This window comes from Erythrobacter litoralis, from assembly GCF_029760855.1.
GTDB lineage: Bacteria > Pseudomonadota > Alphaproteobacteria > Sphingomonadales > Sphingomonadaceae > Qipengyuania > Qipengyuania litoralis_A.
The window spans coordinates 34,071-52,949 of record NZ_SOSI01000006.1 but is presented as its reverse complement, the minus strand read 5'-3'; the positions used below and the strand labels follow the sequence as shown (position 1 = coordinate 52,949).

General features: G+C 58.2%; 19 protein-coding genes. 9 read left to right on the top strand and 10 right to left on the bottom strand.

Annotated elements, in window-relative coordinates:
- Nucleotides 1–2: 2 nt before the first annotated feature.
- The 3 genes from E3U23_RS11825 to E3U23_RS11815 are packed head-to-tail and all read right to left on the bottom strand — an operon-like array spanning nt 3 to nt 2,417.
- On the bottom strand, nt 3–788 hold the full coding sequence (locus E3U23_RS11825) for an SDR family NAD(P)-dependent oxidoreductase (RefSeq protein WP_279351479.1): 786 nt from the start codon (nt 786–788) through the stop codon (nt 3–5).
- 3 nt (nt 789–791) lie between these two features.
- Complete coding sequence (locus E3U23_RS11820; protein ID WP_279351478.1) at nt 792–1,295, bottom strand: nuclear transport factor 2 family protein; 504 nt, start codon at nt 1,293–1,295, stop codon at nt 792–794.
- 3 nt (nt 1,296–1,298) lie between these two features.
- Nucleotides 1,299–2,417 carry a Rieske 2Fe-2S domain-containing protein gene (locus E3U23_RS11815; protein ID WP_279351477.1) on the bottom strand — a complete coding sequence of 373 codons (1,119 nt, stop codon included), beginning with the start codon at nt 2,415–2,417 and terminating at the stop codon, nt 1,299–1,301.
- Between the two features lie 111 nt (nt 2,418–2,528).
- Here E3U23_RS11815 and E3U23_RS11810 point away from each other — a divergent pair, with 111 nt between their 5' ends.
- Together E3U23_RS11810 and E3U23_RS11805 are read left to right on the top strand one after the other, a co-directional pair.
- A complete protein-coding gene (locus tag E3U23_RS11810) occupies nt 2,529–3,326 on the top strand; it encodes an SDR family NAD(P)-dependent oxidoreductase (RefSeq protein WP_279351476.1) in 798 nt (265 codons plus the stop codon).
- Nucleotides 3,323–4,075, top strand: a complete 753-nt coding sequence (locus tag E3U23_RS11805; protein WP_279351475.1) for an SDR family NAD(P)-dependent oxidoreductase — start codon at nt 3,323–3,325, stop codon at nt 4,073–4,075. Before E3U23_RS11810 ends, E3U23_RS11805 begins: the two co-directional genes overlap by 4 nt.
- Before the next feature lie 4 nt (nt 4,076–4,079).
- Here the strand turns inward: E3U23_RS11805 and E3U23_RS11800 are convergent, their stop codons facing one another.
- Genes E3U23_RS11800 through E3U23_RS11780 form a run of 5 tightly spaced genes read right to left on the bottom strand, consistent with a single transcriptional unit; the run spans nt 4,080 to nt 9,311 of the window.
- Complete coding sequence (locus E3U23_RS11800; protein ID WP_279351474.1) at nt 4,080–4,397, bottom strand: 2Fe-2S iron-sulfur cluster-binding protein; 318 nt, start codon at nt 4,395–4,397, stop codon at nt 4,080–4,082.
- 38 nt (nt 4,398–4,435) lie between these two features.
- Entirely contained in the window at nt 4,436–5,533 is a 1,098-nt protein-coding gene (locus E3U23_RS11795; protein WP_279351473.1) for an acyl-CoA dehydrogenase family protein, read from the bottom strand.
- Entirely contained in the window at nt 5,533–6,702 is a 1,170-nt protein-coding gene (locus E3U23_RS11790) for an acyl-CoA dehydrogenase family protein (protein ID WP_279351472.1), read from the bottom strand. Before E3U23_RS11790 ends, E3U23_RS11795 begins: the two co-directional genes overlap by 1 nt.
- The gene (locus E3U23_RS11785) at nt 6,702–7,580 is read right to left on the bottom strand and encodes an amidohydrolase family protein (protein ID WP_279351471.1); all 879 of its coding nucleotides are present in this window, start codon (nt 7,578–7,580) and stop codon (nt 6,702–6,704) included. Before E3U23_RS11785 ends, E3U23_RS11790 begins: the two co-directional genes overlap by 1 nt.
- A 15-nt stretch (nt 7,581–7,595) precedes the next feature.
- Nucleotides 7,596–9,311 carry a class I adenylate-forming enzyme family protein gene (locus tag E3U23_RS11780; RefSeq protein WP_279351470.1) on the bottom strand — a complete coding sequence of 572 codons (1,716 nt, stop codon included), beginning with the start codon at nt 9,309–9,311 and terminating at the stop codon, nt 7,596–7,598.
- Between the two features lie 230 nt (nt 9,312–9,541).
- On the opposite strand from E3U23_RS11780, the gene E3U23_RS11775 reads away from it, so the two are divergent.
- The 7 genes from E3U23_RS11775 to E3U23_RS11745 are packed head-to-tail and all read left to right on the top strand — an operon-like array spanning nt 9,542 to nt 16,170.
- Complete coding sequence (locus E3U23_RS11775; RefSeq protein ID WP_279351469.1) at nt 9,542–10,780, top strand: FAS1-like dehydratase domain-containing protein; 1,239 nt, start codon at nt 9,542–9,544, stop codon at nt 10,778–10,780.
- A gap of 3 nt (nt 10,781–10,783) precedes the next feature.
- A complete protein-coding gene (locus tag E3U23_RS11770; RefSeq protein ID WP_279351468.1) occupies nt 10,784–11,623 on the top strand; it encodes an SDR family NAD(P)-dependent oxidoreductase in 840 nt (279 codons plus the stop codon).
- 12 nt (nt 11,624–11,635) lie between these two features.
- On the top strand, nt 11,636–12,490 hold the full coding sequence (locus tag E3U23_RS11765; RefSeq protein WP_279351467.1) for a phosphatidylglycerol lysyltransferase domain-containing protein: 855 nt from the start codon (nt 11,636–11,638) through the stop codon (nt 12,488–12,490).
- Between the two features lie 21 nt (nt 12,491–12,511).
- Nucleotides 12,512–13,369, top strand: a complete 858-nt coding sequence (locus E3U23_RS11760; RefSeq protein WP_279351466.1) for an enoyl-CoA hydratase/isomerase family protein — start codon at nt 12,512–12,514, stop codon at nt 13,367–13,369.
- Entirely contained in the window at nt 13,356–13,886 is a 531-nt protein-coding gene (locus tag E3U23_RS11755; RefSeq protein ID WP_279351465.1) for a lipocalin-like domain-containing protein, read from the top strand. The genes E3U23_RS11760 and E3U23_RS11755 overlap by 14 nt, the downstream gene beginning before the upstream one ends.
- Nucleotides 13,883–15,100, top strand: a complete 1,218-nt coding sequence (locus E3U23_RS11750; protein ID WP_279351464.1) for an acyl-CoA dehydrogenase family protein — start codon at nt 13,883–13,885, stop codon at nt 15,098–15,100. The genes E3U23_RS11755 and E3U23_RS11750 overlap by 4 nt, the downstream gene beginning before the upstream one ends.
- Nucleotides 15,101–15,105: 5 nt before the next feature.
- Complete coding sequence (locus E3U23_RS11745) at nt 15,106–16,170, top strand: acyl-CoA dehydrogenase family protein (protein ID WP_279351463.1); 1,065 nt, start codon at nt 15,106–15,108, stop codon at nt 16,168–16,170.
- On the opposite strand, the gene E3U23_RS11740 is transcribed toward E3U23_RS11745, so the two are convergent.
- Nucleotides 16,161–17,012 carry a Coq4 family protein gene (locus E3U23_RS11740; RefSeq protein WP_279351462.1) on the bottom strand — a complete coding sequence of 284 codons (852 nt, stop codon included), beginning with the start codon at nt 17,010–17,012 and terminating at the stop codon, nt 16,161–16,163. The genes E3U23_RS11745 and E3U23_RS11740 overlap by 10 nt on opposite strands.
- Before the next feature lies 1 nt (nt 17,013).
- Complete coding sequence (locus E3U23_RS11735) at nt 17,014–18,819, bottom strand: acyclic terpene utilization AtuA family protein (protein WP_279351461.1); 1,806 nt, start codon at nt 18,817–18,819, stop codon at nt 17,014–17,016.
- Nucleotides 18,820–18,879 lie beyond the last annotated feature (60 nt).

Genomic DNA, 18,879 nt, shown 5'->3' with positions numbered 1-18,879 from the left:
GCTCAGTCTTGCCACTTCTTTCCGGCATTGTAGATGGTTTCTACAGCCTCCCCGCGTTTCAGCGTGGCGAGGTGCTGGAAAAAGGCATCGCCCGGTTCGGCGCGCAACAAAGGTTCATTACCGAGGGCCTGAAGACCGGAACGCGCCATGTCTTCGGGCTTGGCGCCGCGCCCATAGGCTTCGGGAAAGGTTCGCTTGATAAAGGGTGTATCGACGCTGCCCAGCGCGTGAACCAATACGTCGACACCGTGGGGTTTCAATTCGAACCACAGGGCCTCTCCAAGCGTCGTCGAAAAAGCCTTCGCTGCACTGTAGACAGCGATCTGCGGAGCGCCAACGAGATAGGCGAGTGAGCTGACGATGATGATTCCGCCGCGACCACGCTGGCGCATCAGTCCGCCGAAGTGGTGCGCGAGTTCCATCGGTGTTGTGGCGTTGAGAGCGGTGAGGGTTCTTGCATGATCAATCGACGTATTCAGGAAGTCGTCGTTGATCCAGTTTGAACCCGCGTTGTAGACGAGTAGGCCAATTTCACGATCCGCCAGTGTTTCTGCCAGCATGGTAGGTGTTGCCGGGTCAGTCAGGTCGGCAGCGAGGATGTCGATTTTTCGCTTGGGGTATGTGCTTCTGAGCGATGCAGCAGTTGCCTCCAAGCGGCCGGCATTGCGCGCAATCAAGACAAGGTCGATGCCACGACCGGCCAGCAAGTCCGCGTAGCTAGCGCCGACCCCTTCAGAGCCTCCCGCAATAAGCGCGGTCGGACCGTATCTGGTGGCGAAATCGGTCATCGACTAATCGCCGAAGTAACTCGGGTCGCTACGGTCACGTTTGCTGGTCGTCTCGAAAATTCCGGCGTTACTGCCGCTCTGGTCGAAATCGAGTAGGTATTTGCGGTCCGAGATGCGCCAGGTCCCTTCGCGCTTCTCCCATTCGTCTACGTAGCGGCCAAGATTGCGGATGTCGTACGCATTGCCCTCTTCATCGATCCGACGAAGCGTTGCATCGACGTAAGACTCGCTGAGCGCCTGGTTCTCGCCCTTAATCCAGATCAGGATGTTTGCGAGCTGGTGTGCGTGCGAATGGAACATGGGATGTGCCTTCATGCACATCTCGACAAAGCCATGACCCGTGCCCTGAAACACGCCTACACCGTAATCAGCCACGGCATCTTCGTGAAAGCAGGCCTTGCCGAGTTCCTCGTCCATCCTGTCCATCGAACGGCAATATTCGTAAAGTTTTTCGGTAATTGCCTGCTTGTCGAGAAGTTCGCGCAATTCGTCCTTCAAGTCGGCCACAGCTCAAGCCGCTTCCGGCTTGTCTTTGTTATGACTGGCGTAGAACTGCTTGTAGTAGACACGGTTGCGGCCGAATGGACCGTCACCTTCGCATACCATTGGCGGGTCCTTGCGCACGTGGCGATCGAGGATGACCTTATCCTGGTCGAACTGTCGGGTGATGTCTTTCACGATGGCCTTGGTGAGGCCAGCGGTCGGTCCATCGACATTGGCCTTGGGCTGGGTGAATGCCATCCGGTTGTGGGTTATGTCGCGATCGACGGGACAGGTGCCGGTCATCATGACGGTATCGGTAATCCCCGAGAAGCGGACATAACCCTGGCCCGGACCAACCGTGACGGATTCAATAACTCCGTCGATCTCGCCGCGCGGCGTATGCATCTTCAAATAGGATGTGATGATCCGGCGAATGCCGTCGAACTTGAATTCGTAGTCCGGCACGCTCTTGGCACCGTGCACATATTTGAAATGGCTGACGTCGACCGCGTTGTCGGCAATGTTCTCCATCGCCGAATAGACATGCCATTCGTAGGTGCGGAAATCGGTCCAGCTATCGTCGCCTGCTTCTTCGAATGTTGCAGGTTCCCACTGCGGCGCGGCCTTCTCCGGATGATACCAGACCATGACCATTCCGTTGACTTCGCGTACGGGCCAACTGGGAATACAATTGTCGCGCTTTGCCTTGGGGGGGATCGCTCGTGAGTAAGGAATATCCTCGCAAGCCCCTTTCTCGTTCCAGCGCCACGCATGGAACGGGCATTCCAGCAGATTGCCATGAACTTTACCGCCGACGGCCAGATTGGCGCCATAGTGCGCGCAATAGGCATTGATCACCCGGGCCTCACCATCCTCCCCGCGCCAGATCGCGAGATCCTGAGCGAAATAGCGGGCAGGGCGAACCTGTCCGACTTCAAGATCATGTGAATAGCAGACGCAGTACCAACCCATCATGAATTCGGTCTGCATATTGCGTTCGTCCGCCGAAGGCCTGTTCGGCAGGTCAGCCATGCGCCAGATAAGCAGCTCTTCCCCAGTCAATTCGCCGAGATACGCATCCGTCGCCGTTTTCTGAGGCTTGGCTTCTGCTTCAGCCTTCAGCTGGGCGTCGCTGGTCGGGGTCATCCTGGTCTCCGCATCCAATCTTGGCCGACGACTCATCAGTCGGCGTTTTTCAATTGAGTTATCTCAATAGGTCCTTACGATGCGAAAGGCAATGGAAAACGGAGCGGATCGATGACCAGGGGTGAGTTCAACAGCAAACGGGTTCTCCTGACAGGTGCAGCGAGCGGGATCGGTAAGGCCTGTACTGCGCAACTTATTCGCGAAGGCGCCCGGGTTGTGGCTGTCGATGTAGACGAGAGCGGTCTAAGAGCTTTGAGCGAAGAGGTCGGAGGTGAACTTTCCACCTTTGTTGCTGACCTGTCGCAACGAGGCCCGGCTGAAGAGATGGTCGCAGTCGCCGTTGCTCGTTTGGGAGGGCTCGATATCCTCCTCAACAATGCTGGGATCGGTTCTTTTGGACGCGCAGTCGATACCGATCCTGAAACTTGGCGCCGGGTCCATGCCATTGACCTCGATGCCGTGTTCTACGCTTGCCGCAAGGCACTGCCGCACTTGGTCGAATCGAAGGGCAACATCGTCAATACGGCGTCGATTTCCGGACTTGGCGGCGACTATGGCTTCACCGCTTACAACAGCGCCAAGGCAGGCGTTATCAACCTGACCCGCAACCTGGCGGTCGACTATGCGCGTGACGGCGTGCGGGTGAACTCGGTCTGTCCGGGCTACGTCCTGACCGCCTTGACGTCCCAGATGCCACCACCAATAGCGCAGGCATTCACCGAGAGCGTGCCCATGGGCCGCGGTGCGCAACCGGAAGAAATTGCTGAGGCAATCTGCTTTCTCGCGAGTGATCGGGCCAGCTTCATAACGGGCCACGCATTGGTCGTGGATGGCGGGAAGACGGCGGAAACGGGGCAGCCCAATAATATGGCAGTCATGCAGAAGGCGTTGGCGGGAGCCGGACAGTGACACGGTCGATCTTTGTCACCGGCGGAGCCGCGGGCATTGGCCTGGAGACGGCGAAACTGTTTCGTGACAAGGGGTGGCGGGTCGGTGTCGGTGATGTGGTGGATGGGCCCGACGAGATAGGTGTCGAAAGCTTTCTGCTCGATGTGAGAGAGCGGCGGTCGTGGCAAGACGCACTGGCAGGGTTCTGCGGAGAAGGGGGCCTAGATGTACTGGTCAATAATGCGGGTGTGGTTCGCTATGGATTGTTGGAAGATATCTCGGGCGAGGACACCGATCTGATCGTCGATGTTAATCTCAAGGGAGTACTGAACGGAGCCCGCATCGCGCTTCCATACCTCAAGCGAGGACAGCGCCCAGTGCTCGTTAATGTTGCATCCGCTGGCGCGCTTTATGGCGGTCCACGGCTTGCAGCCTACACGGCGACCAAGGCGGGGGTGAAAGGCCTTAGCGAAGCACTTGATGGCGAATGGGTTCAGCACGCCATCGAAGTGCGCTGTGTCATGCCGTGGTTTACGCAGACTTCAATGGTCGATGCGCCCGGTAAGGGCCGGAATGCATCAATCAAGGACGATATGGGCAACCTCGGTGTGCACGGTGCCGAAGTCCCTGCACAGGCGATCTGGAATGCTGTCCACTCGGATAAACTGCACCATCCAGTAGGCGGTAAAGCCCGGATGACCTGGCGGCTTGTCCGCTACTTCCCCAATTTCATGCGCAAGAACGTGCGCCGACAGCGAAAGCCAGACTGACGGATCAATCTTCAGGAGCGATGGTCACCTCGAGACCTTCGGGGATATCGGAGACGTTCAGCTGGCAGGAGAGACGGGAGTACGGCGTACGGTGGTCGCTGCTTTCGAGCAAATCGTCCTCATCTTCATTCATCTTTCCGAGCTTGCCGAAATGCGCAGGATCGACATGCACATGGCACGTTGCGCAGGAGCAGCATCCGCCACACAGGGCGAGGAGCTCGTCGAACCCTGCATCGCGGATAACCTCCATTACCGTCTGGTCAGGCTCCGCCTCGATTTCGGTCCGCGCACCGTCTCGGTTGATCACGATCAGTCTTGGCATACTGAGTGGGTTCCTGTCGTTTCGTTTGTTTTGGGGGGTCAAAGTTGCCAGCGGAGCTGTGCAAGGCGTTCCGCATGGAAGCGATCGTCGCCCAGAAGACTGCCTGCAACTCTGGCGCGCTTGAAATAGAGGCCGAGATCGAATTCGTCGGTAACGCCGATGCCGCCATGCATCTGCACCGCTTCGGCAAGGACATCGCGCGAAAGGCGTGTCATCACACACTTTGAGAGACTTGCTAGCTGGGACGCGTCCTCGCTGCCGGAGTCGATCGAGCGAAGTGCCTTCAGTACAACTCCGCGTGCGAGATCAAGCCTTGCGTACAACCGGGCAGTCCGATGCTGAAGCGCCTGATAGGTTCCGATTACACGGTCGAACTGCTTGCGCTCCTTTAGGTAAGAGACCGTCATCGTGAAGGCCTGGTCGCTGATGCCGAGGAGTTCGGCAGCGAGAAGTGCGCGTCCGATATCCAGCGCCATTGAAATCGCTTCCGATACGTCGCCTTGTCCGACAGGTTCACCCCTCGCGCCCTTGAGGACAACGGATGCGAAATTGCGCCCGTCGATCGTCTGTATCGGCTCGACATGGCAGCCCTCGACCGAGGTATCGACAAGGAAGAGGCGCGTCGCGTCTCCATCCTTAGCCGAAACAAGCATGTGCGAGGCTCCTATGCCGTCGATAACGGCAGTCTTGTCGCCAGATAGCGTATCATTGCGGGCGGTCGTATCGAGCAGGGAAGGGTCGTGACGGGACGCCTCTTCAAATGCGCATGCTACAACCAGTTCGCCTGAAATCAGGGCCGGAAGAAGTTTATCGCGCTGGTCGTCTGTCCCAAGGCGGGCGATCAGTTCGGCAGCCATTGCTGCGCTGACTAGCGGTGCAGCCGTGAGATTGTGGGCTGCCATTTCGATGATAACGCCGGCGGCTGCCACACCCATTCCTACGCCGCCATTTTCCTCCGGGATGTTTGGGGCAACCAATCCATTCTCGGCGAGGGAATTCAGCAGCGCAGGATCATAGCGCAGCGTGTCGGTGCTATCGCGAAGTGTCCGGAAGGCAGTGACCGGAGCCAAGCGGTCGAGCAATCCGCGGGCTGCATCTGCAAGCATGGTTTCGTCTTCGGTGAGAACCAGTGCCATTATTTGTGCTCCGGCAATTCAAGCGCGCGCTTGGCTAGAATGTTGAGCTGGATCTCGTTGGAACCGCCAGCGATGCAATTCGCCGGCGCGGACAGCCAGCGGACGGTGTCGGCATCATCCATTGTCAGTGTATCGGTCCCTGTCAGTGCACCGATCAGCTCGGTGCGTGCATAGTTGAGCTCGGTTCCAACCAGCTTGAGTACCGATGGGGTGTGCGGGTTCATTTCGCGCGCCTTGGCCTGATCGCGCATCCGTTCCATTGCGATCTGCATAACCCAGCTATCGATGAGATTGTCGACGACTTCCTGTCGCAACGCCGGTTCGGCCCGAAGACCGCTGACGCCCAAGGTGTCTTTCGCAACCTGTTCGAGGGGCTTTCCCATTCCGGCACCCGACGCCTGACCAATCATGGCGCGCTCATGCCCGAGCAGGAATTTCGCAACGCTCCAGCCCTGTCCCCTTTCGCCGACGATGTTCTCGGAATTTGTCACTGCATTGTCGAAGAACGTCTCACAAAAATGCGCGTCCCCGTTGATCAATTCGATCGGACGGGTCGTCACACCTTTCTGGTCCATGTCCAAGAGGAGAAAACTGATGCCAAGATGTTTCGGGGCATCCGGTTCCGTCCGGACCAGCGCGAAGATCATGTCGCACTTGTCGCCATAGGTGGTCCAGATTTTCTGGCCATTAACTACCCAATTTCTGTCGCGTAATTCCCCGCGCGTCTGAACGCCCGCGAGATCGGACCCGGCACCAGGTTCCGAATACCCTTGCGCCCAACGCACCCGTCCGTTTGCGATGTCGGGAAGGTATTTGCGCTTTTGTTCTTCGGTCCCGAACTCAAGAAGAGCTGGGCCGAGCATCCAGATCCCAAGGCTTTGCAGCGGTGACGCCGCATCGATGCGCTTTAGTTCCTGCGCCAATATGGCCGCCTCGGCTTTGCTCAACCCGCCTCCGCCATATTCCTTTGGCCAATCCGGAACGGTCCAGCCGCGCTCTGCCATACGTTCCATCCAGAGCCTTTGGTCATCGCTCGGCCAATAGGGACGCCGTCCGCCCCAAACCGAATTTTCGGGGCGCATGGGCACGCCTCGTGCTCCGGGAGGGCAATTTTGTTCCAGCCACGCGCGCGTATCGGCGCGGAACGCCTCAAGGTCGTCATCGGCCATCAATCGTCATCCAGTCCGAAAAGCTTCAGCGCATTGTCGCGCAGGAACTTGGGCCAGACCTCGTCGCGAAAAGGCACATTTTCGAGCTCGGCAAAAATCCGTTCGAGACTGAGGCCCATGGGAAAATATCCGGCGTAAAGAACCTTGTCGCTGCCGCGCTTGTTCGCGAAGTCGATGATGGACTTGGGATAGTGCTTCGGTGCGAATGCGGAGGTGCTATAGTAGAGGTTGGGATACTTCAGCATGAGTTTGACCGCCAAGTCTTCCCAAGGTTCAGCACCGTGCCGCATCACAAACTTGAGTTCGGGAAAGAACCAGACGACCTCTTCGATCAATTCGGTTTTTTGGCACATGCTGGGGACGCGCGGTCCGGAGACGCCGGTCGTACAAAAAAAGGGCAGTCCTTCCTCCACACATGTGGCGTAAATTGGATACAGGCGCTTGTCGTTGATCGGCACCTGCGGATTGATGCCGGCGGGGAAACAGGTCACCGCCACGATGCCGTGATCGCGCTTGAGGCGACGGATATCGCGCACTTCGTCCATACCGCGATTTGGATTGCATTCGTAGCTGAGCATGAATCGCTCAGGAAAGCGCCTGACTGCCTCGATCCTGTCGGTGTTTCCTGACGAAATTCCGGTCATCGCACGCTCGACACCATGCTTGTCCATCTCGCCGATGACCCAGGCGACCTTGTCCTCTTCGCCTCCCGACTGCGGAATATCCTTGAACATGTATTGCGCCGGCATGGAGAACATCTTCCGGCTCTGCTCGTCCATCAGCAAGGGCTTGAGGAACTCGTACATTTCCTTGTTGTCCTCGGAAACGGGAATTCCGAGCATCAGGTCTATGACGCCTATATCCTTGGGCATTGGCATGTAATTGGCTCTCCCTCAGGCCGCCTGTTCGGCGTGTCGTTCTTCGTAGAGCCGTTTGAGCGCGGCCTTGTCTACCTTTCCGGTGACGTTGCGGGGCAGGGGGCCAAGGTCGAAAACGATCTCGGTCGGCACCTTGTAGTCTGCCAGATGCTCGCGCGCATGGTTCTTCACGGCCTCCGGATCCGGGGACATCACGCATCCATCAACCAAAACGATTGCCGCGATCGCCCGTTCACCCAGACGCTCGTCGGGAATGCCGAACAGGGCGACCTCGTGGTGATGATCGACCATCGCAAGAACCCGTTCGACCTCGGCGCAATAGATGTTCTCGCCGGCGCTAATAACCATGTCCTTGGCTCGATCGACAATGGCGAGCATGCCGCGTTCATCGACTGTGCCTAGGTCGCCGGTCAGCAGCCACTCGCCGTCGAACGTCTTGGCAGTTGCTTCATCAAGCCCCCAGTATCCAGACATGACCGTGGGGCCACGTACGACGAGTTCGCCTACTTCGCCGACATCTGCCGGGGAGCCGTCCGACCGGCGGACCTCGATGTCCACGAGCGGCAACGGGACGCCGACCTTTCCCGGGTTCTCGGCGAACACAGGACCTGAGCAACTTGCCACCGTCCCGGTGAGTTCAGTCATCCCCCAGCCAGCAGCCTGACCCGCTTGAGGAAACTCCTTGTATATTCGCTTGGTAAGCGCAATCGGGCTGGCTTGCCCTGCAACAACCATGCTGGTGACGGACTTCATGCGCTCGGCAGCATTGGGTTGAGCGAGAAGGTCGGCCATGACCAGGCTTGGTCCCGAGACTTGGGTCACCTTATTGCGTTCGATGAGGTCAATCGCCACTGCCGGGTCCCAGCGCCGCATCCCGGCAAGCACCCCGCCGCCCTGCATGGTCGAGATCATTTGCGTAACGCCGGAGATGTGGAACATCGGGACTATCAGGAGGGGGGAAACCGGCGGTGCATGCTGGCGGATCAGTTCTACCGAGATCCCGCGCCTCTCCGCCGCCATCGTCATGCCCAATTCGCCGATGTATTCAAGCTGGCGAGCTGCATTGCAAATGTTTGCGTGACTTATCGTTGCGCCCTTGGGCCGACCGGTCGTCCCCGAGGTGAACAGAATCATCGCGGGATCATCGCCTGTGGCACGGACGTCGATATGATTCGCCTCACCCGCTTCGATGAGATCGCCGATCTGGGGGAAGCCGATGACCGGTATTTCCGTCTCATCATCCAACCTTTCGGCGCAGCGTTCGTCTGCGAAGATCAGTCTCGCTCCGACGTCAGCAGCACTGGCCGCGATTTCGGGCCCTTTGCTGCGACTGTTTAGTAGCGCCGCCACCGCCCCCAGCCTTTGGATCGCCCAGAACGCGGTAAACCAGTGCGCGCTATTGCGCATTGCTACACCGACGACTTCTCCTTCCCGGATGCGGTGCGTCTCAGATAGCGAGGCTGCGAGCTTGCGCGATTCCTCCATGACCTTGGCGTAAGATTTGCGGATATCTTCGATCTCGAAGAAAGCGCGTGGGCCAAAACGCTCTTCGCTCGCATCGGCGATGTCCAAAAGGGCTTGCTTGGTCCCGGCGAAATGACGAGTCTTCGCTGTACCAGGTTGCTTGACGGCGAACGGTGACCCTTGGGCAGTCAACTTTGCGGCACAAGCGCGATAAAGCGCGAGCGCATCGCCGGTTTCGACACTTTCTCCCATCCGCCTCTCCATCATTCCACTCGCCCGGCACTATTGATGTATCTCAATAGACTCTGCTGCGCAACTCGCCAGAGCGCCATTTCCCTCGGTCTGCTACATACCGATTTGGACCGTAAGTATATTGCGCTCGCCGACAATGTGCGTAAAAGAGGTATCTCAAAAGGCGGGGACGTCCGGCGCGACCTCTTGGACACAGCGGAAATCTGTCGATCCTGCCGAACGAGACAAGGGGTTGAGGAATCTTAATGGCTGATGATGGACTGATCCGAAACCAGATCACCGACGAGTCAGTCGATCTGATGCGCCGCCGTATCGGTTTCCCCAACCCAACCTTACGGGTTGGTGCGATCGACGAACCCTGGAACATCCGCTGTTCCGATGAAGCGGTGCGTCGGTTCGCCTATTGCATCGGTGACGACAATCCCTTGTTCACCGATCCCGATTACGCTGCATCGACCCGTTGGGGAGGGGTGATCGCCCCTCCTGCCTTCGAGAAAAGTATGGGCGTAAATCGCAATCCGGTGATGGATCCGGAGGAAGCGAAAATCACATCGAAGGCCCTTCGGGGTGTGCAACTATACCATTCCGGTGGTGAGAACTTCTACTGGTCTCCGATCAAGGACGGCACCAAGCTATACCGTTCGCGCTACGTGAAGGCGGTGGAGGACAAGCAGTCGGAGTTTTCCGGGCGCTCGGTCATCGTAACCAACGGGCTAAACCTTTGGGACGAGGACGATCGTATCGTAGTCAGCGGGGTCGACTGGTTTGTCCATGCAGAGCGGAAAAAGAAGTCCGGCGACAAGAAGGCGAAGTACGCGAAGGAGGAGCCCGCTTCCTATACCGACGAAGACCTGGCGGAGATCGAGGCGGCATATGACAATGAATATCGCCGCGGTGGCGATACGCTCTATTACGAAGACGCCGAAGTGGGCTCTTCCCTTCCGAAGATGGTCAAGGGGCCGCTGACCATCACCGACCTGTTCAACCTCCATATGGGGGCGGGTTGGCTGGTGTACGGGAATTGGCCCAATCGTCTTGCCTACGAAAATCGAAAAGCCCTGCGCGGCTTCTACACCCGCGATGAATTCGGTGCGTGGGATACGTTGCAGCGTGTTCACTGGGACAAGGACCTAGCCGAAAAAGTCGGCGTACGTATGATGTATGACATCGGTCCGGTCCGGCAATTCCACGTCAGCAATTTCCTGACGAATTATGCGGGAGACGATGCCTGGATCCACCGGATCAAGTTCGAATTCCGCCGCTTCAACTATATGGGTGACCTCACCTGGATGACCGGTGAAATCACCGACAAGCGTGTGGACGATGTACTTGGCCCACTGATCGAGGTGGAGCTTCGTGGGACCAATCAGCGGGGGATCGACAACATCCACGCTACCTCGACCATTCTCGTCGCAAGTCGCGAGCACGGTCCGGTCAAGCTGCCCGAGCCCCCGCTGCCGACCGAATTTCGAGCGAAGGACTAAAGCATGGCCGCGGACTATCGTGAAGCATACGGCGACTGGGGCTTGGTCCTCGGTGGATCAGAGGGCCTTGGAAGAGCTGTAGCCCATCAGATGGCCAAGCGCGGACTGAATGTTGCGCTCGCCGCTCGCAGGCAAGGGCCGCTTGAAGAAACCGCCCGCGCCATTAGGGAAGAGCATGGCGTCAAGGCGAAGACCATCGCGCTCGATCTCGTTTCGCAGGATGTGGTCAATCAGATCGAAACCGGCATGGAGGGCGAAGATGTGGCCTTCCTCATGTATAACGCCGCAGCAGAGCCTTATGGCAGCTTTCTTGATCTCGATATCGAAGAGCATCTCTTCAATATCGAACTCAATTGCTCTTCGGTCACTCGCGTGGCCCATCACTTCGGGCGCAAATTGGCCGAGCGGGGCAAGGGCGGGCTCGTAATCGCCTCTTCGCTTGCCGCCGCCGTGGGGCTCGACCGCTGGATCACCTACGGCGCTGCCAAGGCGTATGACAACATACTCGGCCAGGGCCTGTGGTATGAGCTTGGCAAGCACAATGTCGGCGCCTGCAGTTTCATGATCGGAACGACTTGGACCGAAAGTCTTCAGCGGACGCAGAAGAAGCTCGGCGGGGTTTTCGCTGAAACGCGCACTCCCGATGGGTTGCCCGAGGGCATGGCCATTCCCCAGCTACCGGAAGAAGCGGCCGAAAACCTGTTCAACCAGATCGATGAAGAGTGGCTCCCTGTCATCTACGCCAATCCCGATGACGTGGCGCGCTGGAATGGAATGGTGCAGGCACCGCTTCCGGCTGTGATCCGCATGGCGGCGCAGATGCAGGAAGCCTGGTACGAATAGGCAGGTTGGTCCGTGCCGATTGCCCACCCATCAACCGAAACCCTCGGCAGGGCCCTGACGCTTTCCGATGCGGGCGCTATTTCTGCTGCCTTGGAGATTGGGCCGTTCGCGCCCGCCGAGTATTCATTTGCCAACCTCTGGCTGTTCCGGAATCGGCACGACTATCGACTGGTTGAGGACGGTCTGCCGCACATCCGCGGCATCACTTATGACGGCGAAGTCCATGCGCTTCCGCTGGAAAAACCGAGTGGAGACAATTTCAGGGCGCTGCTTTCGACCGGGGTCGATTGCATCTTTCCTGTCGGAGATGCGGTCTCTCAACTTGTCGAGGAGTTGGGTCTTCGCTGCGATCATCGAGATGCCGACAGCGATTATTGGTACGACGCTGCGGCGATGGCGCAGTTGTCCGGAGCAAAGGCGAGGCGTAGCCAAGCGCGGCAGTTCGAAACTACCTTAGCCCCCGAATTCGAGGATTGGTCCGATCACTGTGTCACCGAAGCGCTTCAGGTGCTTGAGGGTTGGTCCGAGGATGTCGGGAGACCAGCTGACAGGACCGACATTGCAGAATGCCGCGAAGCACTCGACCTCACCGGCGAACTCGGTTTGGAAGGTTGCCTCGTAAAAGTATCTGGCGAGGCCGTGGCCTTCCTCTTGTCGAGCGGTACCAGAGACACGCGCATCGTACATTTCGCCAAAGGTAGGCGACAGTACTCCGCCGCCTACCCATGGATGTTTTCGCAATACGCCGGGCGATCCGGGGCGCAATGGATCAACTTCGAACAGGATTTGGGTAATCCGGGATTGGCTCAGTCAAAACGGGCTTACGTTCCGGCCAAGCGTCAGTCCAAATGGCGCTTGCGCATTTGAGGTATCTCAATTAAGAATTTCATGAAGGTCATCTTGGAGTTTGGGGTGTCGGAAGAGCTCGTCAAAAAGCAGGTGGATGAGGGGATTTGCACCCTCACGCTCAATCGGCCCGACGTGCTCAATGCACTCGACACGTATTTGATGCGCGAGTTGCACAAGGCGCTCCAGGACGTGGCTGAGGACGAGGATATTCGCTGCGTGATCCTGACCGGCGAAGGCAAAGGCTTTTGCGCGGGCGGTGACATTCGCGCCATTGCAAAGGCGGCCAAGGACAGGGCCGTCGCATCGCAGGAGCGTTCGTCGGACAAGCCTAAGGGTTCGGGGTTCGAAAAGCGGGTCGGGTGGGTTCGGAGAAGTGCGGAGGCGTCACGGCTTCTGCATGAGATGCCGAAACCGACAATCGCGATGATAAATGGGGCTTGCGCCGGAGCGGGGATGAGCCTCGCTGCAGCTTGCGATTTTCGCGTTGCCGGAACGTCGGCCAAGTTTCGCTCGGCCTTCACTTCGGGGGGGGTTTCGGGCGATTATGGCGGTAGCTGGCTCTGGACCCATATCCTCGGCACGGCGAAAGCTCGCCAGCTTTACTTGCTTGATGCCAAGCGCAACGCGAAGGAAGCGCAGGATTTCGGTCTGGTCGACGCAGTCTACGAGGATGAACACCTGGCGAGCGAGGTCTTCGAAATGGCGCGTAGGCTGGCCAGGCTTCCGGGAGAGGCAGCAGCCTATGCCAAGATCAACCTCAATGCGGCGCTGATGGAAACCTTCGTGACCTCACTGGATCGGGAAAGCCGGGCCATGATGCTGTCACGAGACTTGCTGGCGAAGCGACGCAAGACAGAAATTTCGGAAGCAAAGAGCGAAGCCCATGTCGGTGAATAGTGAATTCCAAGGCGGCTGGTCGCTACAGCGGTTCGACAAGATCGGGACGAATGGCGAGGTCGAGCAACCGCTCGGCAGCCAGCCGAACGGAATGATCAGCTATACTGCGGATGGGGCGATGTCGGTCCAACTACTGTCGGGCGACGGCAATGTTTCCAGCGGTATCGACGCAATCTCGTGTTATTCAGGCCGATACGATGTCGACGCCGGCAGTGGAATTGTGCGGCATCATGTGGAGTCAGCTTCGGTTGAAGGGTTGCCGGGCACAGTCCAGGAGCGCAATTTCCGATTTGCCGGCGATCGCTTGATCCTTTCGACCGTACTTGATGGTTCCCATTTTGAACTGGAATGGAAGAAAATCTCGAGCGGCAACGAAAAGATCGGCGGCGAGACGAATTACGGCTATTCAGTGGGCTGGGGTAAAACTCGGCAAGCCGAGAACGGAGACAAAGCTTCAAGGAGTTGGACCGCGCTTGATTGGGATCATGACGACGGCTTCCGAAGCTTTTCCCCATGACCATCTCAACGGAACAACTCCATCAGTTGTCGGACGAGGAATTTCGGGCCGAGATTCGGGCATTCGTTGCGGAGCAATTGCCTGCAGAAATGGCCGCGCGGACGTTGCTGGGCTACCATCCTCATAAGCCGGATGTCGAATTCTGGACTGCAAGGCTCAATGAGAAGGGCTGGGCGGCTCTCAATTGGCCGACCGAATATGGCGGTACCGGGTGGTCGATTACCAAGCGTCACATATTTGACGAAGAATGCTATCTAGCCGGATGCCCGGCGGTAAATCCGCAGGCATTTCACCTTGTTGGTCCGATTATCTACGCCATCGGCAATCAGGAACAGAAAGACTATTTCCTGCCAAAGATCCGATCGGGCGAGCATTTTTGGGCCCAAGGTTTTTCTGAGCCCAACGCCGGATCGGACCTTGCCTCGCTCCAGACCAGAGCCGTGCGAGATGGCGATGAGTATGTCGTGAACGGCCAGAAGATCTGGACGTCGGAGGCGCAATATTGTGACTGGGTATTCTGTCTTGTCCGCACCTCTACCGAGGGTCGCAAACAGGCTGGTATCTCCTTCCTCCTTGTCGATCTCAAGACACCCGGGATCACCATTCGCCCGATAATCGGGATCGAAGGGGGGCATGTCCTTAACGAAGTGTTCTTCGAGGACGTTCGCGTGCCGGTGACCAACCTAATCGGCGAAGAGAACGAAGGCTGGACCTACGCCAAGCAATTGTTGGGCGCCGAACGCACCTTCTCCGCAGTGGTGCCGCGCTGCAAGGGGCTGGCCGCACGTATCAAGTCAATCGCAGCTGAAGAGAACACATGTGGCGCAGGCAGACTTATCAACGAGCCGCACTTTGCCCGTCGCCTCGCTCAGTTGGAAATCGAGCTGATGGCTCACGAAGCGACCCTTCTTCGTGTCGTCGCCGAGGAAGAGGCCGGGGTGAACCAGCATTCACCGACGCCCTCGATCCTCAAGGTCAAAGGCACAGAATTGCTTCAGAAACTGGGTGCGCTTGCAATCGAGGCATTGGGCGATGCTGCAATGCCGCATTACGCAGAGGGCGACTACATGCTCGATGCGCCTTCGCAAGCTCCCGGAAATCCCGCAGCATATGGCGTGGTCTCCGACTTCCTCTATCACCGGTCCGCCACGATTTATGGCGGTGCCAACGAAGTGCAGCGCAACATTATCGCTGCGCAGTTGCTGAGGGCATGACCGCCATGGACCTCCAAATTCTCCCCACCGAAGAGCAAGAAATGTTGCGCGAAAGCGTCCGGCGCTGGGCCAGTACTCGCGATGTTCGCGAACCCGGAAACGCGGAGGCCGATTGGGCATACGGTGCTGAACAGGGGTGGCTCATGGCCGGTTTGCCAGAAGTGGCTGGCGGCTTGGGAGGTAGCGACGTCGACAGTGCCGTCATTGCCGAGGAACTCGGCCGGGCGCTGGTACGCTCAGGGTTTGTTGAATGCGGCATGGTCGGCGCGCATCTTCTCCTCGCCGTTTCGCCTGAACGAGCCGAGGAAGTAGCGTTGGGCGGCGCGAAACCCGTGCTCGCTCATGACGAACCGGGAATGCGTGGCCACTTCCCGAACATTGAGACGAAGGCTACCGAGAATGATGGCTGGAAGCTGACCGGCACGAAGTCGGCAATCGTCGGTGAGCCGACAAGCCTTGTCGTCTCGGCCCGTCAAACCGACGGCGCATTGGCGCTATTCGAAATCGGTGCCTTGAGCGCGCCGGTCCGGTCGTACGAAACGATCGACCAGCGCGCCGGCATCGAGCTGCATCTTGAAGATACTCCTGCACAATTGCTTCTCTCCGGATCGGCAGCGGAGAACGCTTTAAAGGAGGCCATCGATCGTGCGTTGGTGCTGGAGAGTGCCGAGGCGCTCGGTGCGATGGAAGCGGCCTTCGACATGACTCGCGATTATTTGATGACGCGAAAGCAGTACGGTCAGCTGATCGGCGAGTTTCAGGCATTGCGTCATCGCATTGCGGATATGTTCATCGAGCTCGAACAGGCCCGATCAATCCTGCAAGTAGGTCTTTCCGGCCTTGCAAGCGGAAAGACATCGGAGCGCGCAAAGCTCGCCGCCGCGACGCGTGCACGTGTGGCGCAGGCAGGACTTTTCGTCTGCGGTCAAGCAATCCAGTTGCACGGCGGGATAGGTGTCACAGACGAATACCCTGTCGGGCATTTCTACAAGCGCCTGGTTGCCTTTGCGAACCGGCATGGCGGCGAAGCGCGACAAGTCGAGCGCTTCGCCGAGCTAGCTTACGGCTGAGGCACGATCCGGTCTGGGATTTCTTCTTCGGTGAATATCCGGTTCATCGGTTCGCTGTCGAAATCTTCCGCTTCACGATAGCCGAGCATTTCACGTGCTTCGGGGATCGAGAGGTGCAGAGCGTCTTCATACCGCATGATCATAATGGGATCTGAAGCTTCGCCGATGGCGAGCCCGCGCCGCACCATTTCGAGGGTGGTGTTCCAGGTCTCGGGATAGTGAAGAAAACTCCTGAAAATAAGGCGGTTGGCACCGAAAATGTAGATCAGGGAAAACTCCGTCGCGACTTCGGCAGTGAGGTGAGTATGCGGGTTCGACAGGCGCACCATGTAGGGCAGCAATTCGCCTAGGGAATTAAACTGTCCGCCGGTCATCAGATGTTCGAAATCATGAATCTGGCCATTGCGCTTCTGGATGAAATCCCAGTCGCTTTGCGGAGGCGAATTGGCCCAGCCGAAGTTCAGTGCGATGCCATGCTCGGTGATGTAATGATAGTATTCCGCGCCGAAGCTGCCCTTAGGGAATTTTGCGAAATCTTCCTCGGTCAGTGGGCTTAGGTATTTTTCCTCGACCCAGTCGCGAAATTTCGGGTTCACTGCCTTTTCGTGGTCGATCAGCGCTTGCATCCGTTCCGGTGTGCGCAGGTCGGTCAGCGCCTGGGCTAGCCCGGCGGTAGGATCCGACGCGATCGGGAGGTCGGGACCGTTCCGACGCATCAAATGCAGCGGCAACCAATCTCTAAGACCGGGGTGGTTGAGAAAGCGAGAGGAGCTGACCAATTGGCTGGACGTTGTCGAAACCTTCTCTACGCCCTTTTGGAAATAGCTGTAATCGCGGGTCATTTTATGACTCCTGGGTTCTGTTCGGTTCGAGACCGGAAGGGATTGGAACGGGAAAATCGAGTAGCAGCTGAGCCATTCCCTTGGCCGCCGGATCAAATGACGGATTGGCCAGCATTCCGCCGGAAAGGGAGTTCGAAACCACGAGGTTGAGAGCGTGAATTCCGGGGACTGCCTTGCGCGTCACCTCGCACACAGATCCACCAAGTTTGTACGCATAATGCGCAGCGACCCGGTCCGGTGACAGTGCGTGATAGATATGGGGGAGGAAGGTGGGCTTCCGGGCGATCACCCCGACATTGAACAAGTCACCCTTGTCGCCGCTTCGTGCCCAGGCGAGCGCGATGAGAGGAACTTCGCTGACCGGGTCATCGTCCGGCGGGGCTGGCTCCCCAACCGGGTCGGCTTGGTCGCTCGGGCAGAGTCCAATGCTTTCCTCAAAGTGGACGTCATGCCCGCCTATTGAGATAATGATTGGAACTTCCACACGCTCCAAGAGAAAGCTCCCGAAGAAGGTGAGCGGTTTGACTGTCGTCCCCAGCGGCACCGATGTGCCGACACACATGCTGGTCATGATTGAGCTCTGTTCGCGCGCAAAAAGGGCTGCACCTTCGCGGTCGATATGGTCGGCAACCATTCGGCATATTGCTCTGCTGTCATCCCCGATCACATCACAATGGGTGTGCTGGAACCCGGGGAGGTCAGCTTCGGCCAAGAGCATGGAGCAACGCTTAAAGAGTTCGGCGGCCGTCCGATTTGCCTTGGCGCACGCCTTCTGGCCAACGATTGGCGCCAGCGCGGTCGCTCTCCATCCGCGATCCCATGTAAGGGCGGCTTTCAAACGGTTCGGCCGGCCTCGGCCTTTCGCGCCGCTGACGCGCACGCGATCCGGCCCAACCAGTGCAACCTCGACCCCGGTCCAGTCGCACACGACGTCGGGTACTGCGTATGCTGATGCGTCGCCCACCTCGTAAAGCAACTGCTCTGAAACCGTGCCGACCGAAACTATCCCTCCGCTGCCTTCGGGCTTTCCGATCTCGAACATCCCATCAGCGTGGCAGGCTGCGATCGGGAAGCCGATATTGGCCCAGTCCCTCACTTCATCCCAATCGGTGAATGTGGCGCCGGTAACCTGTGTAGTGCATTCGATGAGGTGGCCCGCAAGAGTGCCAGCCGAGAGCAAGTCGAAATCTCCTTGCGACCAACCGAACTCGTGGATCAGTGCGCCGAGGGCTGTTGCGCTGTCCACAACCCGCCCGGTGATTACGATGTCCGCGCCTTCGGCAAGAGCGCGCGCGATTGGGAATGCTCCGGTATAGGCGCTGAGGCTCAGGAATTGGTCGGCATCTTGCAGTTTGTCGCCGAGATCGGCGCCGCTGAACATATCGCAGGTGCCGCGATTAACCAGCTCGTCGACGCGATGGCCGAGGTTGTCTCCCGATATACTCGCAACCGTGAGCTGGATCCCCGTACGCGCAATGACAGCTTCGACTGCTGCGGCACAGGCCCGCGGATCAAGCCCACCGGCGTTGGCGATGACCTTCACGCCCTTTTCGGCGATCACGTCGAGGTACGGTGCTATCTGCCCCGTAACGAAATCGGAAACATAGCCTGGTTCTCCGGCAATTCGTGCCCGGGCAAGAATGCTCATGACGCCTTCGGCCAGGCAGTCGAAGACTATGTAATCTAGCGGATTTTCGCACCCCAGCAGCTGAGACATTGCGATCCGGCTGTCGACGAAGCTGGCGCTGGCAGCACCGATGCGCACCACGTCTTCCCTTGGGGGCTTCGAGGCAGGATTGTCGGTCATCTCTCCGGGACGCAAGGTAGCATGTTCGGCTATTGAGTAAACTCAATTGCCCCTCTAGCT

Bases quoted from the DNA above. Each gene is read 5' to 3' on its own strand.
- E3U23_RS11800 (WP_279351474.1), bottom strand. From the start codon at position 4,397: ATGCCAAGACTGATCGTGATCAACCGAGACGGTGCGCGGACCGAAATC.
- E3U23_RS11760 (WP_279351466.1), top strand. From the start codon at position 12,512: ATGAAGGTCATCTTGGAGTTTGGGGTGTCGGAAGAGCTCGTCAAAAAG.
- E3U23_RS11775 (WP_279351469.1), top strand. From the start codon at position 9,542: ATGGCTGATGATGGACTGATCCGAAACCAGATCACCGACGAGTCAGTC.
- E3U23_RS11735 (WP_279351461.1), bottom strand. From the start codon at position 18,819: ATGACCGACAATCCTGCCTCGAAGCCCCCAAGGGAAGACGTGGTGCGC.
- E3U23_RS11750 (WP_279351464.1), top strand. From the start codon at position 13,883: ATGACCATCTCAACGGAACAACTCCATCAGTTGTCGGACGAGGAATTT.
- E3U23_RS11795 (WP_279351473.1), bottom strand. From the start codon at position 5,533: ATGGCACTGGTTCTCACCGAAGACGAAACCATGCTTGCAGATGCAGCC.
- E3U23_RS11825 (WP_279351479.1), bottom strand. From the start codon at position 788: ATGACCGATTTCGCCACCAGATACGGTCCGACCGCGCTTATTGCGGGA.
- E3U23_RS11810 (WP_279351476.1), top strand. From the start codon at position 2,529: ATGACCAGGGGTGAGTTCAACAGCAAACGGGTTCTCCTGACAGGTGCA.
- E3U23_RS11815 (WP_279351477.1), bottom strand. From the start codon at position 2,417: ATGACCCCGACCAGCGACGCCCAGCTGAAGGCTGAAGCAGAAGCCAAG.
- E3U23_RS11790 (WP_279351472.1), bottom strand. From the start codon at position 6,702: ATGGCCGATGACGACCTTGAGGCGTTCCGCGCCGATACGCGCGCGTGG.
- E3U23_RS11755 (WP_279351465.1), top strand. From the start codon at position 13,356: ATGTCGGTGAATAGTGAATTCCAAGGCGGCTGGTCGCTACAGCGGTTC.
- E3U23_RS11770 (WP_279351468.1), top strand. From the start codon at position 10,784: ATGGCCGCGGACTATCGTGAAGCATACGGCGACTGGGGCTTGGTCCTC.
- E3U23_RS11740 (WP_279351462.1), bottom strand. From the start codon at position 17,012: ATGACCCGCGATTACAGCTATTTCCAAAAGGGCGTAGAGAAGGTTTCG.
- E3U23_RS11780 (WP_279351470.1), bottom strand. From the start codon at position 9,311: ATGATGGAGAGGCGGATGGGAGAAAGTGTCGAAACCGGCGATGCGCTC.
- E3U23_RS11745 (WP_279351463.1), top strand. From the start codon at position 15,106: ATGGACCTCCAAATTCTCCCCACCGAAGAGCAAGAAATGTTGCGCGAA.
- E3U23_RS11785 (WP_279351471.1), bottom strand. From the start codon at position 7,580: ATGCCAATGCCCAAGGATATAGGCGTCATAGACCTGATGCTCGGAATT.